The 16,717-nt window shown below is 43.4% G+C and carries 16 protein-coding genes; 8 read left to right on the top strand and 8 right to left on the bottom strand.

Going from position 1 to position 16,717, the window contains the following annotated elements; translation table 11 throughout:
• Positions 1 to 405: 405 nt before the first annotated feature.
• Positions 406 to 930 carry a phosphatidylglycerophosphatase A family protein gene (locus DNHGIG_RS12030; RefSeq protein ID WP_282199807.1) on the bottom strand — a complete coding sequence of 175 codons (525 nt, stop codon included), beginning with the start codon at positions 928 to 930 and terminating at the stop codon, positions 406 to 408.
• A gap of 337 nt (positions 931 to 1,267) precedes the next feature.
• Between DNHGIG_RS12030 and DNHGIG_RS12025 the strand changes: the two genes are divergently transcribed.
• Positions 1,268 to 1,738, top strand: a complete 471-nt coding sequence (locus DNHGIG_RS12025) for a DUF3862 domain-containing protein (RefSeq protein ID WP_282199806.1) — start codon at positions 1,268 to 1,270, stop codon at positions 1,736 to 1,738.
• Positions 1,739 to 1,880: 142 nt separating this feature from the next.
• Positions 1,881 to 2,327, top strand: a complete 447-nt coding sequence (locus DNHGIG_RS12020) for a DUF441 domain-containing protein (RefSeq protein WP_282199805.1) — start codon at positions 1,881 to 1,883, stop codon at positions 2,325 to 2,327.
• A gap of 60 nt (positions 2,328 to 2,387) precedes the next feature.
• On the opposite strand, the gene DNHGIG_RS12015 is transcribed toward DNHGIG_RS12020, so the two are convergent.
• On the bottom strand, positions 2,388 to 3,746 hold the full coding sequence (locus DNHGIG_RS12015; RefSeq protein WP_282199804.1) for an amino acid permease: 1,359 nt from the start codon (positions 3,744 to 3,746) through the stop codon (positions 2,388 to 2,390).
• A 349-nt stretch (positions 3,747 to 4,095) separates the two neighbouring features.
• Between DNHGIG_RS12015 and DNHGIG_RS12010 the strand changes: the two genes are divergently transcribed.
• The 3 genes from DNHGIG_RS12010 (at position 4,096) to DNHGIG_RS12000 (ending at position 5,538) form a co-directional block, all read left to right on the top strand.
• Complete coding sequence (locus tag DNHGIG_RS12010; RefSeq protein ID WP_282199803.1) at positions 4,096 to 4,620, top strand: hypothetical protein; 525 nt, start codon at positions 4,096 to 4,098, stop codon at positions 4,618 to 4,620.
• Positions 4,596 to 5,258, top strand: a complete 663-nt coding sequence (locus DNHGIG_RS12005; protein ID WP_282199802.1) for a sensor histidine kinase — start codon at positions 4,596 to 4,598, stop codon at positions 5,256 to 5,258. The genes DNHGIG_RS12010 and DNHGIG_RS12005 overlap by 25 nt, the downstream gene beginning before the upstream one ends.
• A gap of 88 nt (positions 5,259 to 5,346) precedes the next feature.
• Entirely contained in the window at positions 5,347 to 5,538 is a 192-nt protein-coding gene (locus DNHGIG_RS12000) for a hypothetical protein (protein ID WP_282199801.1), read from the top strand.
• A 96-nt stretch (positions 5,539 to 5,634) separates the two neighbouring features.
• Here the strand turns inward: DNHGIG_RS12000 and aceA are convergent, their stop codons facing one another.
• Both aceA and aceB read right to left on the bottom strand, forming a co-directional pair.
• Complete coding sequence (gene aceA, locus DNHGIG_RS11995) at positions 5,635 to 6,915, bottom strand: isocitrate lyase (RefSeq protein WP_282199800.1); 1,281 nt, start codon at positions 6,913 to 6,915, stop codon at positions 5,635 to 5,637.
• A 39-nt stretch (positions 6,916 to 6,954) separates the two neighbouring features.
• Complete coding sequence (aceB, locus tag DNHGIG_RS11990; protein ID WP_282199799.1) at positions 6,955 to 8,562, bottom strand: malate synthase A; 1,608 nt, start codon at positions 8,560 to 8,562, stop codon at positions 6,955 to 6,957.
• A gap of 524 nt (positions 8,563 to 9,086) precedes the next feature.
• Here aceB and DNHGIG_RS11985 point away from each other — a divergent pair.
• From DNHGIG_RS11985 to DNHGIG_RS11975, 3 genes are all read left to right on the top strand, one after another.
• On the top strand, positions 9,087 to 9,641 hold the full coding sequence (locus DNHGIG_RS11985; protein ID WP_282199798.1) for a DUF1003 domain-containing protein: 555 nt from the start codon (positions 9,087 to 9,089) through the stop codon (positions 9,639 to 9,641).
• A 246-nt stretch (positions 9,642 to 9,887) separates the two neighbouring features.
• Entirely contained in the window at positions 9,888 to 10,445 is a 558-nt protein-coding gene (locus DNHGIG_RS11980) for a mismatch-specific DNA-glycosylase (protein WP_282199797.1), read from the top strand.
• A 59-nt stretch (positions 10,446 to 10,504) separates the two neighbouring features.
• Positions 10,505 to 11,131 carry a TVP38/TMEM64 family protein gene (locus tag DNHGIG_RS11975; RefSeq protein WP_282199796.1) on the top strand — a complete coding sequence of 209 codons (627 nt, stop codon included), beginning with the start codon at positions 10,505 to 10,507 and terminating at the stop codon, positions 11,129 to 11,131.
• 157 nt (positions 11,132 to 11,288) lie between these two features.
• On the opposite strand, the gene DNHGIG_RS11970 is transcribed toward DNHGIG_RS11975, so the two are convergent.
• The 4 genes from DNHGIG_RS11970 to DNHGIG_RS11955 form a co-directional block, all read right to left on the bottom strand.
• Positions 11,289 to 11,549, bottom strand: a complete 261-nt coding sequence (locus DNHGIG_RS11970; RefSeq protein WP_282199795.1) for an HPr family phosphocarrier protein — start codon at positions 11,547 to 11,549, stop codon at positions 11,289 to 11,291.
• Positions 11,546 to 13,435 carry a PTS mannitol transporter subunit IICBA gene (locus DNHGIG_RS11965; protein ID WP_282199794.1) on the bottom strand — a complete coding sequence of 630 codons (1,890 nt, stop codon included), beginning with the start codon at positions 13,433 to 13,435 and terminating at the stop codon, positions 11,546 to 11,548. The genes DNHGIG_RS11970 and DNHGIG_RS11965 overlap by 4 nt, the downstream gene beginning before the upstream one ends.
• Complete coding sequence (locus tag DNHGIG_RS11960; RefSeq protein WP_282199793.1) at positions 13,432 to 15,552, bottom strand: BglG family transcription antiterminator; 2,121 nt, start codon at positions 15,550 to 15,552, stop codon at positions 13,432 to 13,434. The genes DNHGIG_RS11965 and DNHGIG_RS11960 overlap by 4 nt, the downstream gene beginning before the upstream one ends.
• 81 nt (positions 15,553 to 15,633) lie before the next feature.
• Positions 15,634 to 16,647 (bottom strand): PfkB family carbohydrate kinase, encoded by a 1,014-nt coding sequence (locus DNHGIG_RS11955; protein WP_282201413.1) that lies wholly within the window; start codon positions 16,645 to 16,647, stop codon positions 15,634 to 15,636.
• Between the last annotated feature and the right edge of the window lie 70 nt (positions 16,648 to 16,717).

Genomic DNA, 16,717 nt, shown 5'->3' with positions numbered 1-16,717 from the left:
TTTTGGGTGGGTTGTATCGCTTTGCAGCGCAGAGGTGAGTGGAAGGTCGTTCCGCTTACTCTAGGACGTTAAAGGGCATATGCTTGGCGTGAAACAGCGACTTTGAAGGTCGTCTCGCTTCCTTTCGAATGTAAAAGGGTATATGCATTGCGCGTAATAGCGACTTTGAAGGTCGTCTCGCAACATATGATTATGATTCCATGCGAGACGACCTTCACGGAGCATGAGCGCAATGCATATAACCGCTGAAACGACCTCCACGGAGCATGAACGCCAAGCATATGCCCGCAAGACCTTCATCGAACCCAAGCGCAAAGAGATACACCCACCCAAGCACTCATTTTAAAAGTAGCCGTCATCCTTGAAGATCTTTTCAATGTGTGCTGATAGAAAACACATGCCCGTTTACGCTTGATCATCCATATTTTGCTCAACCTTGGCGCGGTAATGATGCGCCAGCCTGCTCGCCGCTGCGGCAGCAATTGCGCCTACCAGATCATCCAGGAACGTATGAACTTTCCCTGTTGATTTATCGTTGAGAGTTTGCAAAATTCCATGTTTTAGTTTATCAATATACCCGTAATTCGTGTAACCGATGCTTCCGTATATATTGAGAATGGATAAGGCCAAAACCTCGTCGATCCCATATAAACTTTCATCCGCCTCCACGATATCTTGGAGCGGTGTTGAAAGGCCTTTCTTTTCAGCAAGAACATCCAATTCGATACCTGTGAGAACAGCATTTTGTACTTCTCTTTTTTCCAATACCTTCTGGACATTTTGGATACATTCATCCAAAGTTAAATCAGGTATGTATGGGGATTGTAGAAATAGAGTGAGTTTCGCAATTTCCTCAATCGTTACGCCGCGGCTTGCCAAAGCATCATACGTAGCCTTCTTCACTTCTGTACTGTGAACAAATCTCTTCATATGGGCTCCCCCATTACATTCGTTGGACTCCAATGTTAACAAAAACAAACTCCTACCTTTCCATTGATGGAGTAGGAGTCATCCAATCGTCATTGACATGCCATTTCTTCAAGCGAGAATACAATTGTATTTAAATTATATGTTACATTAATTTATTTTGTCATCATTCATCATTTCCACTTCATGAATCATACGATACAATTTGCCCACAGTATTTCACGATCCTCAAGCGTGTATACAACAAAGTACGTTCGCATGTGAATAGACCCAGTTAACCAGTAAATTCCTTGCTCCCATCCACTCCTTATGGTTAACTAAAAATAAAGGAGAGGATGTCATGTTAGAAAAGAAGAAAAATCCAATTCCAAAATGGTGGATCTGGACTCTCGCTGTTCTCATCATTGGTGCGACCGGATGCAGCTCCAAACAGCAAGAACCGTCGGCGAGCACCAGTACGAATGCAGCAAACCAACAAAAGGATACGTCAGATCAAACAAAACAAGAACCCTCTCATCAACAGGAACAAGCAACTCCATCTTCACAAAATCCTGTAAAATCAGAAGTGCAAAAGAAATCGCAACCCGTGATCGACAAACAGATTTTCGATCGGCTTAAACACGGAATGACCTTGAATGAGGTATTCTCCCTCGTGGGGGGACCAGGGGATATCGTTTCAAAGTCCGGGAATCCTGACGATCCTTTGTACACCGTTACCTATCAATATAAAGGTGAATCGCCGAACTCGTATGCAAAACTGACTTTCCGTAGCGGAAAATTACTGGACAAGGAACAAGCGGGGTTACAATAATATCACATCATGATGAAACTCCTGGTCCACCAGGAGTTTTTACAGTTTGCCATGGAATCCAAACAGCATACTTTTACAATTTTCTTGAGACCTATTACAATGTAACCAAAACATTTTCAGAAAAAGGAATGTTACACTCTCTATGGATACGGTGAATGTCATTTTATTACTCTTACTCGCTATTGGAATTTTGGGAAATAACGAATCTGTCGCAATTGCGGTAAGTATTTTGTTAGTATTACGGCTCATTCATCTTGATCGTTATATTCCCCTGCTTGAGAAGTACGGTTTGCAAGTGGGAATCATAATCTTGACGATCGGTGTGTTGGCGCCTATCGCTTCGGGAAAAATCGGATGGGATCAGATGATTAAAGTATTTACGCATCCCTCAACGATCTTCGGTCTGATCGTCGGGATATTTGTTGCATACCTCGGCGGCCGTGGACTCAGCTTGTTAAGTTCGAATCCTTTGATGGTAGCAAGCATTATGATCGGTACTATTATTGGAGTCTCCTTTCTCAAAGGAGTCCCCGTGGGACCTTTGATCGCGGCAGGTATTGCATCAATTATCCTCGGATGGTTTAAATAAAATAGGAAAGAAATCCACCTTTGTTTCTTGGTGGATTTCTTTTGTATCACCCAAATTCCCTTAAAGACGTTTGACTCTCATGAAAGATGCTCTTTGTTGCAAACGGTAACTTACGATGATGATCAACAATGCCAGGAAGAAAAAGAGTGTACCAAACAGTGGAGATGTCAAGATCACCCCGGCAAAAATCAAGAGCATAAAGAAGAGCGCGAACGCAGTGATAACGGGAAAACCTTTGAAAGTATACCCTTTCACTTTCATTCCTTTTTTATGGCTGAAGAGATGGGCTAGTAAAAGCACGATCCAAGTCGCCATTACAGTGTAGCCCGGGATGATCATAAGGTAATCGAATGTGTGCCCTTTTGCAAAAAAGGCTACAATGACCCCTACATAAAGGAAAGAGGTACTGGCAAGCAGAGCGCGTACCGGAACTTTCCGTTTCGAGAGAACGCCGAAGAAGCGCGGTGCTTGTCGATCGAGCGCCTGTGTGTAGAGCATGCGCGATGCAGCGTACATACCCGTATTGGTAGCAGATAAAACGGCCGTTAACATAACGAAGTTCATCAGGCCCCCAACGTAGGGGATACCGATCGCCTGAAAAACGGTTACAAAAGGGCTGCCCGCTGCAGAAACCTGATCCCACGGCACGAGGCTCACGATGACAAGAATCGGTAGGACATAAAACAGCAAGACTCGGTAGATCACACCACGGGAAGCCCGCGGAATTACTTTTTCCGGATTTTCCGTTTCACCTAATGTCATCCCAATCATTTCTGTCCCGCCGAATGAAAACATCACGACAAGCATGGAAGTTGCCAGACCTGTGAAACCATGCGGGAAAAACCCACCGTGACTGGTCAGATGGCTGAAACCTACGGCAGGATGATCGCCAAGTCCCTCAAAAAGCAAAACCCCGCCTAAGATAATAAACAAGGATAAAACAGTGACTTTGATACCTGCCAACCAGTATTCTGTCTCCCCGAATATATTTACTTGAAAGAGATTCAAAAAGGTAATCGCAATCGATACGATTAAAGATAGAACCCAAAGAGGAACATCCGCAAACCAGTACTGCAGAAACACTGCCGACGCAGCCGTCTCGGCAGACATGACGAGTACCCAGTTCAACCAATAAATCCAGCCGAGTGTATATCCCGTGAAACGCCCTAAAATCGGTTCAATCAATTCTCGAAACGTCCGGGCTTGCGGATTCTGTACCGCCATCTCCGCTAATCCTTGCATGACAAATAATAAGAGCAGCCCTCCCCATATATAAGCGAAGATGACTCCAGGGCCGGCAAGGGAAATAGAACTGCTGCTTCCTTTAAATATGCCGGCACCGATCGCCCCGCCTAAAGCGATCATCATGATATGACGCGATTTTAATTGACGTGCAAGCTCTTGCTTTCCATGATTCATGATCACGAACGACACCTTTCTGTTGGCTTTTTCTACTCCAATTTCGTTAAAGAGATTGATTCTCATTCCGTAGGATGCATTCCAAACACACTACCGACCGATTGGTTTATGCCCGGAAAAGCTTAACTCCTGTTGATCAATTTAAATTAAGTACAACCATATACTAAAAAGCTTTAAAGTATTATAACATAAAATTGTTAAAGTTAAAGATGTGATTTTATGATCCATTCATATTTTTTTAATAGTTTTTTAAGAAAAGTTCCCATCGTTCTCATAGATTGGTTACTTTTTTCTTTTAGACTTAAAGGCGAGCAAGAGATTAAATTTAAAAGTTAAGGAGGAGATTGATTTGAAAATGAATCAGAAAAAATGGATTCCCCTTACTGTACTGAGTTCCCTTGCGACATCCGCAGTTTTCGGCACTGCAGCAATGGCTTCAACCAGTGAACCGGTCTCTCATGCTAAAATTGTAGCCTCTGTACAAGAAGAGCATACAAACCATTTCGATAAGGATCATTTTCATGTGAAAATCAATCACGGACAGAGAGTGTCCGAAGTTGCTACTTCCTTACCAGGAGGTCCTGGTAAAGGCGCGGTCGTTCGTGAGGTCGCTCATGACAAAGACGATCAACAAACTCTCAAGTCGGATGACGACAAACAAGCTACCAAGTCGGATGATGACAAGCAAGCTGCCAAGTCGGATGATGACAAGCAAGCTGCCAAGTCGGATGAGGACAAGCAAGCTGCCAAGTCGGATGACGACAAGCAAGCTGCCAAGTCGGATGATGACAAGCAAGCTGCCAAGTCGGATGACGACAAGCAAGCTGCCAAGTCGCAATCCAAGGATTCTTGGAAGCGCTGCAAGACGGCTTGATCGAGGGTGAAGATGAAAGGCAGAAATATTTCCAAATCATGTATCAAGAGACTTTACAGATGAGTTGTCTGATCGATGATCTCATGGATCTGATCAAGCTCGAGAAAAAGGAAGTATCTTTGTTCAAAACGGCTGTTGACTTGAGAGAGGTCATCAAAAAAGTGGCTTTTCTCTTCCATCATGAGGCAGACGAGAAACAAACATCCATCGAGATTCATGTTTTGGACGATCTTCCCCAAATTTATGCTGACAGACATCGTGTGGTTCAGATTCTCAAGAATCTCTTACACAACGCCGTTAAATTCACAGATCAAGGAACAATCAAAATGATGGCTGTTCCGGATGGTAAATATGTGAAAGTGCAGGTTGCGGATACGGGAATGGGAATTCCCCAAAACGATTTAGAGCGAATTTGGGAAAGGTTTTTCAAAGGAGATCGCGTGCGTTCCAAGAACAATAAAGGATCCGGGTTAGGATTGGCTATTGTAAAACAGCTTGTCGAACTTCATCAGGGCAAGATTTCAGTCGAAAGCGAATTGGGAAAAGGGACCGTTTTCACTTTATGGCTTCCAGTCATCGACGGAATCACGAATGAAGTAAAAACCGGGAATTCATTCTCTCCCCATACTCACGAATGACGCGAATGAATTGCCGGCTTTTACTCCATGACTGACAACAAATCCTCACTTTTCTCGAATAGTATGATTGGAAAGGAGTGGCCATCATATGCATCTTACGAGCGGATTTTTACATAATCGGGAAATTCATCAATTGAAAAAGGAAGAATTGGAAGATCTCGAATATCACTTACGGAACGTACGCCAAAGGTTATTAAAACAAATGGAACAACTACAAAGAGAACTAGAAATTTTAGAAGATGATCAAATGAAAATACGTGCGGAAATAGAAAAACGTTGAAAGAGGTCAAAGAGAAAAATCAGAAATGACCAGTCATATAACAAGAAGGTTAGGAGACGAACGATCCTAACCTTCTTTTTGAGCTACTTTTATAGATTATGCGTGGGTAAATTGCTCTTCTTCCGTTGAGCCTGTCAGAGCGGTTGTGGAAGAGGTGCCTCCTGAGATCACTTGGGAAACTTCATCAAAATATCCTGTACCTACTTCCCGTTGATGTCTTGTAGCCGTGTATCCATATTTTTCACTTTCAAATTCTGCTTGCTGGAGTTCAGAGTAAGCCGCCATGCCACGGTCTCTGTAACCGCGAGCCAGTTCAAACATGCTATGGTTCAACGTGTGGAAACCTGCGAGCGTGACGAATTGGAACTTGTAACCCATTTCGGCAATCTGTTGTTGGAATGTTGCGATCGTTTCATCGTCGAGCTTCTTCTTCCAGTTAAACGATGGCGAACAGTTATACGCCAACAGTTTGCCCGGGAATTTTGCGTGAATCGCTTCCGCAAAACGTCTTGCCTCTTCCAGATTCGGTTCCGACGTTTCGCACCAGATCAAATCCGCGTATGGCGCGTATGCGAGACCTCTTGCAATCGCCTGATCCAAGCCTGCGCGTGTTCTGAAGAATCCTTCTTCCGTGCGTTCACCTGTGATAAACTCATGGTCACGAGGATCGATGTCACTTGTTATCAGAGCTGCAGCGTTGGCATCTGTCCTAGCGATCAGGATTGTAGGAACCCCCATGACATCTGCCGCCAATCGTGCTGCGACCAGATTGCGAATCGCATGAGAGGTTGGAATCAGAACTTTTCCTCCCAAATGCCCACATTTTTTCTCAGCTGCAAGCTGATCTTCGAAGTGAACACCGGCTGCACCCGCTTCGATCATCGCTTTCATCAGCTCGAATACGTTGAGCGGACCGCCGAACCCAGCTTCTCCGTCGGCGACGATGGGAGCGAACCAATAGGTGTCCCCTTTGCCTTCCGCGTGTTGAATCTGATCCGCGCGCTGAAGTGCTTGATTGATCCGTTTCACTACATGAGGCACGCTGTTTGCAGGATAGAGGCTTTGATCAGGATACATATGGCCTGACAGGTTTGCATCGGCAGCCACCTGCCAACCGCTCAAGTAGATCGCTTTAAGCCCTGCCTTCACTTGCTGAACAGCTTGGTTACCGGTTAAAGCACCAAGTGCGTGCACATAATCTTCGTTATGCAACAAATGCCACAAGCGTTCAGCTCCCATGCGTGCCAGCGTGTGTTCGATCTGAATGGAACCGCGAAGGCGAATGACATCCTCTGCCGAATACGGGCGCTCAATTCCTTTCCATCGGTCAGACTTCCAGCTTTCTTCAAGTTTCAAAACTTCTTCTTTTTTAATCATGAATAACATCCCTTTCTCTTTTGAAATTTTAAAATATATTTAATCAAGGTATTGATATCCGGGAAGAGTGAGAAAATCAACGAAATCATCATCTAAAATGAGTTTGGTGAACAATTCGGTTGCTTGCTGATATTTGCCGCCTTGATATCTCTGTTCGCCAACGGAGTCCTTAATTTTCTGGAGTTCTTCCTCTATCAACTGTTGAACCAACTCCGCCGTCACTTTTCTACCGTCTTCTAAAACGCCTTTGGGATGGCGGATCCACTGCCAAACTTGCGCTCTCGATATCTCCGCGGTAGCCGCATCTTCCATGAGATTGAAGATGGGAACGGCACCTGAACCCTTGAGCCACGCCTCAATATATTGAATCCCCACGCTGATATTTGTGCGAAGACCTGCTTCGGTGATCGGTCCTTGGGGAACTTCGAGAAGATCGCTGGCACTTACCTGAACATCTTCCCGTTTCTTATCGACCTGGTTCGGTGTCGGCATAAGTCTATCGAAAACTTCCATCGCTACAGGTACAAGCCCTGGGTGAGCCACCCATGTTCCATCATGTCCGTCACGTGCTTCCCTCTCTTTGTCGGCACGTACTTTCTTCAACGCTTCCTCGTTTGCCTCCGGATCGTTCTTGATCGGAATCTGCGCCGCCATGCCTCCGATCGCATGCGCATTCCTCTTATGGCAGGTTTTTATTGTCAAGAGCGAATATGCACGCATGAACGGTGTGGTCATGGTCACGAGTGCACGATCAGGAAGGATGACATTCGGTTGATTACGGAATTTCTTAATATAACTGAAAATGTAGTCCCATCGTCCGCAATTCAATCCTGCGCAATGTTCACGCAATTCATATAGTATTTCGTCAAGTTCGAATGTTGCGAGAATAGTTTCGATAAGTACGGTCGCTTTGATTGTCCCTTGGGGGATGCCCAATTCATTTTGCGCCCAAACGAAAACATCGTTCCATAGTCTTGCTTCCAGATGGCTCTCCATCTTGGGAAGGTAGAAATAAGGACCTGTTCCGTTTTGCAAAAGTGTGTGTACGTTATGGTAAAAGTACAGACCAAAGTCGAACAGGCTGCCTGAGATCGGCTTACCGTCAACGAGCACATGTTTTTCATCCAGGTGCCAACCTCGCGGGCGCACAAGAAGGGTAGCCACTTTGTAATTGAGGGAATATTCTTTCCCTTCCGGACTGACATATTCAATGGTTCGATTAACCGCATCCCTCATGTTGATTTGGCCTTGAATCGTGTTCTCCCACGTGGGTGAATTGGCATCTTCAAAGTCTGCCATAAAAACTTTTGCTCCGGAGTTCAACGCATTGATGACCATCTTGCGGTCTCCCGCTGGACCGGTGATTTCCACACGCCGATCTTGCAAATCATGTGGGACGGGAGCGATCGTCCATGAACTGTTTCGAATATGTTCGGTTTCAGGCAGAAAGTCAGGGAGCTTACCGGCATCGAATTCCCTCTGTCTCTCTTCCCTTCTCCTCAAAAGTTCCTGCCGTCTCTCTTCGAACCGGCGTGACATGTTTGCTAGAAATTGCAGAGCATCAGGGGTCAGAATCTCTGAAAATTCAGGACTCAGGGGTGCTGTTACCCGGACACCAGGTGGATACACGTTTGTTTGAATCCCCACGCCCTCTCCTCCCTTCAGTATGATCTCTTTTCGTTATTATATAACACGTTTGTGTTTTATGATTGTAATATAACACAGGTTTTTTCGTGTTGCAATACTGTATCTTACATTTATTTTTTGAATTTTGTATTTGAAGGTTCCTCAATCTAAACGTGTGATTGAAGACGTTTTGTTTCATTGCTCAAAGCACGGTTCGAATGAATAGGAATGGAAGGATGTAGTACGCTTCACGCGTCAAAGGATCGAATGATTGTACGTTGTCAAGGTTGACGGCGGATGGAAATCGGGGAAAAATCCGCTTGAAATATAGAAGATAACGGAATATGATGATTAAGTACACATTATCGGAAAGGAGTTGAAACTTTCTATGGGCAGTCGATGTTCAGATGTTCCTGAACCTCGATCAAGAAAGAGAGGGAGTCGTGAAGGAAATTGCATATGGAATGTTGATTGCTTCATAGGAAGCCAATCAACTCGAATCTAAGTTCATCATGGCTCCCTCGCGATGAAAAGGAGGGATCACCATGGCAAAAAAATTGTATTATGTAAAACCGGAAATCAAAGATGATGCATCCGTCATTCATGGTTTCGATATCGAGATCAATAAGGATGATGTAGCAAGAATTGACCGTTTGGTCAATGATTACGAAACTCGTATCATGAGTCATCTGGATGAACTCTATTTGAAAAAAACAACCTGGGCGGATCGTCTTGCCGATCGCATGGCAGTATTCGGAGGAAGTTGGAAGTTTATTATTTGGTTTGCGTTGTTCCTCACCTTTTGGATGGTATGGAATACACTTCCCTTTACCCGACACTACCACTTTGATGAACCTCCCTTTATCCTGCTGAACTTATGTTTATCTTTTATCGCGGCGTTCCAAGCCCCGATTATTATGATGAGCCAGAACCGTCAAGCCGCACGTGACAAACACGAGGCGCTGATCGACTTTGCGATCAATTACAAAGCCGAGCAAGAAATCGATGACATGCAAAGTCACTTGCATCGCATCGAAGGAGAGCTTTTGCAAATAAAGCAGCTGCTTTCTTCTATCCAAGAGGGCAATAAGCAAGAGTGATGGATTAATGAACAAGTCTCATCGATACACGTAACCCCTCGATCCGATGATCGGGGGTTTATCGTTCAATTCAAGATTTCAATCAAGTATCGCCTATTCAGGTCCCACAAAGACGCTTTGAAAGCTGGACAAAAGTAAAGAATGTTTGAGCGAACCGGATGCCCGGCTCGCTCTTTTTTCGTCGATCACCTGTTATGTTAAATTAGTTACAAAGAGATATTATCCATCCATACAGGAGATGTTTATATGGGACCTATACCTGATCATATCCGTGAAGATCTGGACGTCTTGTTCGTAGGATTTAATCCGAGCATTCGCTCTGGAGAGACCGGACATCACTATGCAAATCCGAACAACCGTTTTTGGACGATTCTTTATGAAGCGGGCTTGACTCCCAGAAAATATCGACCGGAAGAGGACGGACAGTTACTCGCTCTTGGTTACGGATTCACAAATATCGTAGCGAGACCGACCCGTACGGCTGCTGAAATTTCCCGGGAAGAGTATAGGCAAGGTCGAATCATTCTGCGGGAGAAAATTGCCCGCTTCCGACCTCTTGTCGTCTGCTTCGTCGGTAAAGGGGTTTATGAACAATACAGCGGACGGCGAAATATTCCTTGGGGAATTCAAGCGGAATCGATCGTTCCCGGAGTGATCGAATTCGTGGCTCCTTCATCGAGCGGGCTCGTTCGAATGAAGCTCACTGAAATCGTTGAGATTTTTCGTGAGTTAAAAGAACTGGTTCAGCGAGAGCGGTCTCAAAAAATTAAGCATTCTCTTGCGATTAAATCGCAAAAAGGTTGATGTTTCCATGTTCATCAGGATAAGATGAAGGTAATACTATTTTCCAGTGAGGGGCTATGATGAGAAAAATACTCGCTATCCTTGTTTTTTTGGCGGTTGTTTTCATTGGGTATACATGGAAAGATCTCTTTCTCACGTGGATTCGATCCGGCGGAAGCATCGCCATTCTGGTAAGTATCCTGTTCGTAGCGATTCTCGTCTTCTTTCCCGTTATGCCGTTTATCGCGGTTACAGGGATCATCGGTGCTGTCTTCGGCACTTGGATCGGTACCTTCATCTCTCTGATCGGAGCGCTTCTCGGTGCGCTGCTTATGTTTACAATGGCTCGCTACGGGTTTCGTGATTGGGCGCAACGGTATGTACGAAAGTATCCCAAAGCAAAGGAATTTGAAACCTATTTTGAGAACAATGCATTCCTCAGCATCATGTTTGTCCGCATCATACCGATCGTTCCGTCACCTGTGGTAAACATCCTTTGCGGCATTAGTCTAGTGCCGTGGTATACATTTTTCCTCGCTTCCCTGCTCGGCAAAATCCCGTCGATTCTCGTTTTTACCTTTGCGGGAAGCAGCTTTGTTAACAACAGAACGACTTCATTACTGATTTACGCGGTTTATTTCCTTCTGATTGGGGTTCTAACGGCGATCTATATGAGAAAGCGGCAGTTGGGCCAAGAAAAAGAATGATTGGAAAACAAAAAATCTTGATTTCACGAGCCACAAAATAGCGGGGGACTTTGTACCCCCGCCTCAGAAGCAGACAGACCCCTACTGCCACCGAAGCTTGTTGATCGGTATAAAAATAAAGCCATGAACACGGTGTCATGGCCATATTTTTGGACATTCAATCAAATCCATTGGTAACAAACGCTAAAATCACTTTCATTGCTTCTTGTTCATCTTCACCGTCTATTCGCACTAATATCCTGCTTCCTTCTTGAGCTCCTAGTTGAAGAAGGCCAATCGCACTTTTTCCTTCTACAATTTTACCATTATATTCAAGAGTGATCTCAGAACAGAATTGCTTCGCGATGGAAGCAAACAAGGTAGCCGGGCGTAGGTGAAGGCCGAATTTTCCTTTAATTTGAATCTCTCCACAAATCACGAGCCTGTCCCTCCCGCCATCTCATATTCATTGATCTCGATATTCTCTTCAATAATCTGAATGATCTCCTCTTTATTTTTGGCATAAATGAGCTGACGTACCTGTTCAACAGATTCAATCATCACAGCCAATTGAGAGAGTGTAGATAATTGTTGAGGTCCTCGACCAGCTATAGCAATGAGAATGTAGGCTGTATTCCCATCTCCAAAATCGATCCCCTTTGGATATTGGGCAATAGCTATGCCGGGTTTCCGAATGCAAGAACTGTTTGCATCGATCCCGTGGGGAACAGCTACCCCATTTCCCAAGTACGTTGAAAGAGAATGTTCGCGCTGTTTCATTTCCTCTATATATGCCTTTTCCACATTCCCTAACCGAACAAGCAAACTCCCCACTTGCTCAATGGCCTCCCATTTATCTTTTGCTTCCATACGAAGAAGTATATGCTCCGAAGTCAATCCCATCCTTTCATTCAACAAAGGCAGCCTTTCACTAACTTCATCAAAGCTCTGGGATTGGAGTTGGGAAATGAACTCTTGGTAAAAAGAATGATCGACAAAAGAAGTGATGGAAAAATGCTTAGCTGAAGGTGCAGAGACTCTGGCTCTTTCCGTTAAGTGTTTGTGTGAAATCACGATATCAGCATCCAACGGAATATCATCAACAGAAGCATTATCCACTATAAAATGGAGGTTAGCCTGCCTTAACTTTTTTCGCAACAATGCTGCTCCCATAGCACTAGAACCCATTCCCGCATCACAGGCAAAAATAATTTTTTGTACGGGCTTAGTTTTTTTCTTATCTACTTCCACAACTGTTTTTGTTTGTACACACATGGTTTTCTCCTTACTTTCACTAGTATGATCGTTATCCGACTCAGCCTTTTCCCTAGAAATTACAAGTACAGAAGCAAGGAAACTTACCAAAGCCGATATGATAAATCCTGCTAAGATAGCCATGTGGTATCCTTTAGGAGCCATCACGAGAAGCACCAGAATGCTCCCTGGCGAAGGGGTAGCGACCAGTCCCGTCTTCAGCAAATAAAAAGTCATATCTCCGGCCATTCCCCCCAGAATCAAAGGGATAATCGTTATAGGTTTCATTAAAACATAAGGGAAATAGACCTCATGAATTCCACCTAGAACATGAATAGCAAGAGATGATTTAACTTCATCCTTCTCTTTACCCTTGAAATGTAAATAATAAGCCAATAGAAGCCCAAATCCGGGTCCTGGATTCGATTCCAGTAAGAAAAAAATAGAATTTCCGAATTCCTTCGTTTGTTGAATACCTAAAGGTTCCAAAATACCATGATTGATCACGTTATTTAAAAATAAAATCTTGGCTGGTTCTATAATTAAAGCGACTAGAGGAAGAAATCCTGAAGAAACCAGTCGCTTCGCCTCTAAAAATATACATTGCATCCCTTCTATAAACAGAGGGGCAACATAGAAATAACATAGGATCGTAAAACTCACTCCCGTAATACCTGCGACAACGTTATAGAATAATAGCTCGAATCCTACGGGAATTCTACTTTCCAACCATTGATCCACTTTCTTAATGACATACCCCACCAACGGCCCCAAGACCATAGCTGGAAGAATCATGGGGTAAGAAGTAGAATCGGCCGCGGTCATAGCTGCAGTCACAAAAGAGGCAATGACCCCTCCGCGTTGACCCCCTACCATCTTGCCCCCTGTATAGGCAAAAACGATCGGAATATAGTATAGAAGCAAGAGGTTCACTATTGGATAAAACTCGTTATTCGGCCACCATCCGGTAGGGCCAAATACAACTCGAATCAGCCCTATAGCGATTAACCCGGATATATTTTGAAACACCATTGTACTGAAGAAACGGCCCAATCGATCCACTTTCTTCATACACATCCCCGTATTAAAGCTTTCGTTTTCTCTAGAAAGCCTTTGCTGAGGATCAGTTTTATTTGCTTTTTGATCCTCTCAAAATGATGGCTTTTCAAAACGGAAACAAACTCTTCCTCAATTAAAGCAGCACTTATTTCACTCATGATTTCAATATGTTCCTTTGGAGCATTGCGTGAGGCCAATAAGACCAAAACCGTATCAATGTCAATAGGCTCTTCCATACTCCCCCAATTTATTTTCTCTTTTAACTGCAATAAGATAATACACGACTTTTCGATCGCATCACTGCGGCAATGAAGCATTGCTAACTGATCCTCTTCTAAAACCCATGCACCCATTTTTTCTCTTTTCAACAAATCCTCTTTTAATAAATCTCCTTGGATTCCGGTAAATTGATTTTTCACATACTCCACGGCGTTTTGGATAACCATTTCTTTCGAAAAGGCTTCAACATGAGGTACAAAGTAAATATTTTCGAGCAGGTCAACCATCGCTTCCCTGTAACGATTGATCTTCATGACTGTATCTTCAATTTCGAGATTCTTTATCATTTCCTCCCTTTTCTCCCTATTCAAATTTCTTAAGTGCTCTTCAATCAATTCAATATCCCGAGGCTGTAAAAACGGGTTTACCACGACGACTTGATAGTTTTTGTAATGGAAAGGTACAGTAGAGATGATCAAATCAAATGGGCGCTGATTTTTCACCCCATCCTCAAGATTTAACAGAGAAACCGTACCGACTACCTGGACATGGGGAAGTTCTTTCTCAATTTGGGCGGCTAATAATCGTGATGTGCCTATACCGCTTGTACATACGAGCAATACATGATATCGATTACGATCCATATCCCCTCTTCTAACCACGGCAGCACCGAAGTGCATGGCCAAATACCCTACTTCTTCTTCCGGGATCGAACACTGTAGCTGTTGTTCCAAAAAAGCGGCTGCTTTACAAGCTGCTGCAAATATTTTTGGATATTTTTCTTTGATATGGCTTAAAAGGGGATTTCGAATATCCATATGAAGCTGGATTCGATGGATCGCTGATTCTAAATGTGTAACCAAATTCTCCATGAGGGTTAGATCATTTTCTAAATTCAACTTCATTTCTTTTTCTACAATTCGTACCATTTGATACACGTATTCTTCAATGTAAGAGAGCACGGGAATAGAATGCGCCCTTCTGGCCTTTGCGCCTAGAAGATGCATGGTAATATAGCCAACTTCACTCTCGGGAATCTTTATTTCTAATATCGTACTCAGTTCTTGTCCTATTTGATCAGCCCACTTATATTCTTGGGTACCCTTCAACTTTTCGAGTAAATCGTAATCAATCGTAATATGCTCTCCATGTTTTAAGCGCTGGACAGCTAAGGCGATATGAACTACCAAACCCACATAGGCGCTGTCCGTCATTCTATAACCCCATTGTTCTGTACGCTGAACAATTTTTTCGATTTTCTCAATTGTCTCGGGATCGATAAAATGTAAAAGGCGGTTTCTAATCGTGATGTCTAATTTCATCTTATCTTTCAACGAATACGTGTAGGTGGAAAGAATGTCCATTAATTGCTCGTGCGAAAGATGCTGATATAACAAATCGATAATCGCTGCACGAATGTTCTTTTCACTGCCCTCAATATACACACCTAATCCGGGTTTACGAATTAACTTGATATGATGCTTCTCAAACCAAGGCTCTATCTTCATCAGGTCATTACTGATCGTGGATTCTGTAACGTTAAATTTACGGCTAAAATAATACAGCTTAGTCGGTTCCTTCAGAGTTAGCAGTAGCTGCATCAAAAAATACTGACGCTCTTCCGGTGAAAATATCTTAATGGATTTACTGATGGATAACTGCTGAAACAAGCTCTGCTTCGCCTCTTCGTCACCTTCGATTGATAAGCCGACCCCACTTTTCTTATTCAATCGAAGACCGTATTCATTCAGTATCTCCTTCAGTCCAGACAGCTCTCTTTGAACAGTTCGAATACTGATCTGAAGCTCATCGGATATAGATTTTAATGTAGTGAAACAAGAGGATTGCAGGAGGAGCAGTAGAATTTGCTGTTGTCTAGAATTCAATGGTGTACTCCCCTGCACTAACATATCAATCACTCCTCATGTTTTTTAATATTTATGAGATTCATAACTATTATACACGTCTTTCTATCAAATTTTCCGATTTTATTAAATTATTTCCCCTCCATTTTTGCGCAATAAACTTTCTACCTGTTCACGATCAGGCAAAGCAGAAATCGCTCCTTTTTTTGTGACCGCAAGTGCGCTTGTCGCCACAGCAAAGGTAACAGCTTCCTGTAGATGGCTTTTTAAACATCGCATTTTCCCAATAGAAATCTCATGAAAATTCTCGTTGGATAATTCCGTTAACCGGTTTAATAACCCACCTACAAACGCATCTCCAGCACCGGTCGTATCAATAACTTCAACTTGAAGCCCCTTACAAAAGCCTGATACCTTCGTTTCATCCTGAAGATAAGAGTAATAACATCCTTCCTTTCCCAAGGTAATGATGATCATCGGAATTCCCCTAGTATGGTAATATTCAGCAGCCTTCATGACTTCGGTTGTACCGGTAAAAACAACCATTTCTTCTTCATTGATTTTTAAGATATCCACAAAAGGCAAAACATGTTCGATTTCTTTTCGTGCCTGTTCTGGAGAGCCCCACAAACTCGGGCGCCAGTTCGGATCAAATGAAATAACAACATCCCCCTTCTTCGCTACATGTAAAGCTTTTAAAGTCGCCGATCGAACAGGTTCTGTAATGAGGGATATAGAGCCAAAATGGAAAATAAATGAATCTCTGATATACTCTTCATGAATGTCATTGGGTTCAAGAAGCATATCCGCGCTTGGATCCCGGTAAAACATAAAATCTCTCTCTCCATTTTCTCGCAAAGACACAAAAGCCAAAGCTGTTTTCGCTGCTACTGTATGAACAAGTTGTGATGTATCGACCCCCACGCTTTGAAGGGTATCCCTTAAAAAATAACCGAAGGGATCATCACCTGTCTTCCCTATAAATCCAGCTTCCCCACCGAGTTTCGCGACTGCAGCAGCAACATTCGCTGGAGCCCCACCAGGAGTTTTTTCGAATCCTGGAGATTCCTCTAATCCACATCCAGACTGAATCGATACAAAATCGATAAGGGCCTCTCCTAACGAGATAATCCTTTTCATTTTCAACCTTAGATTCCTCCTGTAATAGGAACTTAGTTTCACGTTATATAAATCAGATGAATTTTAAATA

The sequence above is a fragment of the Collibacillus ludicampi genome, from assembly GCF_023705585.1.
GTDB classification, from domain to species: domain Bacteria; phylum Bacillota; class Bacilli; order Tumebacillales; family BOQE01; genus Collibacillus; species Collibacillus ludicampi.
Note: the sequence above shows the minus strand (reverse complement) of the source record. Positions and strands in the feature narration are given on the sequence as shown.

Bases quoted from the DNA above. Each gene is read 5' to 3' on its own strand.
- DNHGIG_RS12030 (WP_282199807.1), bottom strand. From the start codon at position 930: ATGAAGAGATTTGTTCACAGTACAGAAGTGAAGAAGGCTACGTATGAT.
- DNHGIG_RS12025 (WP_282199806.1), top strand. From the start codon at position 1,268: ATGTTAGAAAAGAAGAAAAATCCAATTCCAAAATGGTGGATCTGGACT.
- DNHGIG_RS12020 (WP_282199805.1), top strand. From the start codon at position 1,881: ATGGATACGGTGAATGTCATTTTATTACTCTTACTCGCTATTGGAATT.
- DNHGIG_RS12015 (WP_282199804.1), bottom strand. From the start codon at position 3,746: ATGAATCATGGAAAGCAAGAGCTTGCACGTCAATTAAAATCGCGTCAT.
- DNHGIG_RS12000 (WP_282199801.1), top strand. From the start codon at position 5,347: ATGCATCTTACGAGCGGATTTTTACATAATCGGGAAATTCATCAATTG.
- aceA (WP_282199800.1), bottom strand. From the start codon at position 6,915: ATGATTAAAAAAGAAGAAGTTTTGAAACTTGAAGAAAGCTGGAAGTCT.
- DNHGIG_RS11985 (WP_282199798.1), top strand. From the start codon at position 9,087: ATGGCAAAAAAATTGTATTATGTAAAACCGGAAATCAAAGATGATGCA.
- DNHGIG_RS11980 (WP_282199797.1), top strand. From the start codon at position 9,888: ATGGGACCTATACCTGATCATATCCGTGAAGATCTGGACGTCTTGTTC.
- DNHGIG_RS11975 (WP_282199796.1), top strand. From the start codon at position 10,505: ATGAGAAAAATACTCGCTATCCTTGTTTTTTTGGCGGTTGTTTTCATT.
- DNHGIG_RS11965 (WP_282199794.1), bottom strand. From the start codon at position 13,435: ATGAAGAAAGTGGATCGATTGGGCCGTTTCTTCAGTACAATGGTGTTT.
- DNHGIG_RS11960 (WP_282199793.1), bottom strand. From the start codon at position 15,552: ATGTTAGTGCAGGGGAGTACACCATTGAATTCTAGACAACAGCAAATT.
- DNHGIG_RS11955 (WP_282201413.1), bottom strand. From the start codon at position 16,647: ATGAAAAGGATTATCTCGTTAGGAGAGGCCCTTATCGATTTTGTATCG.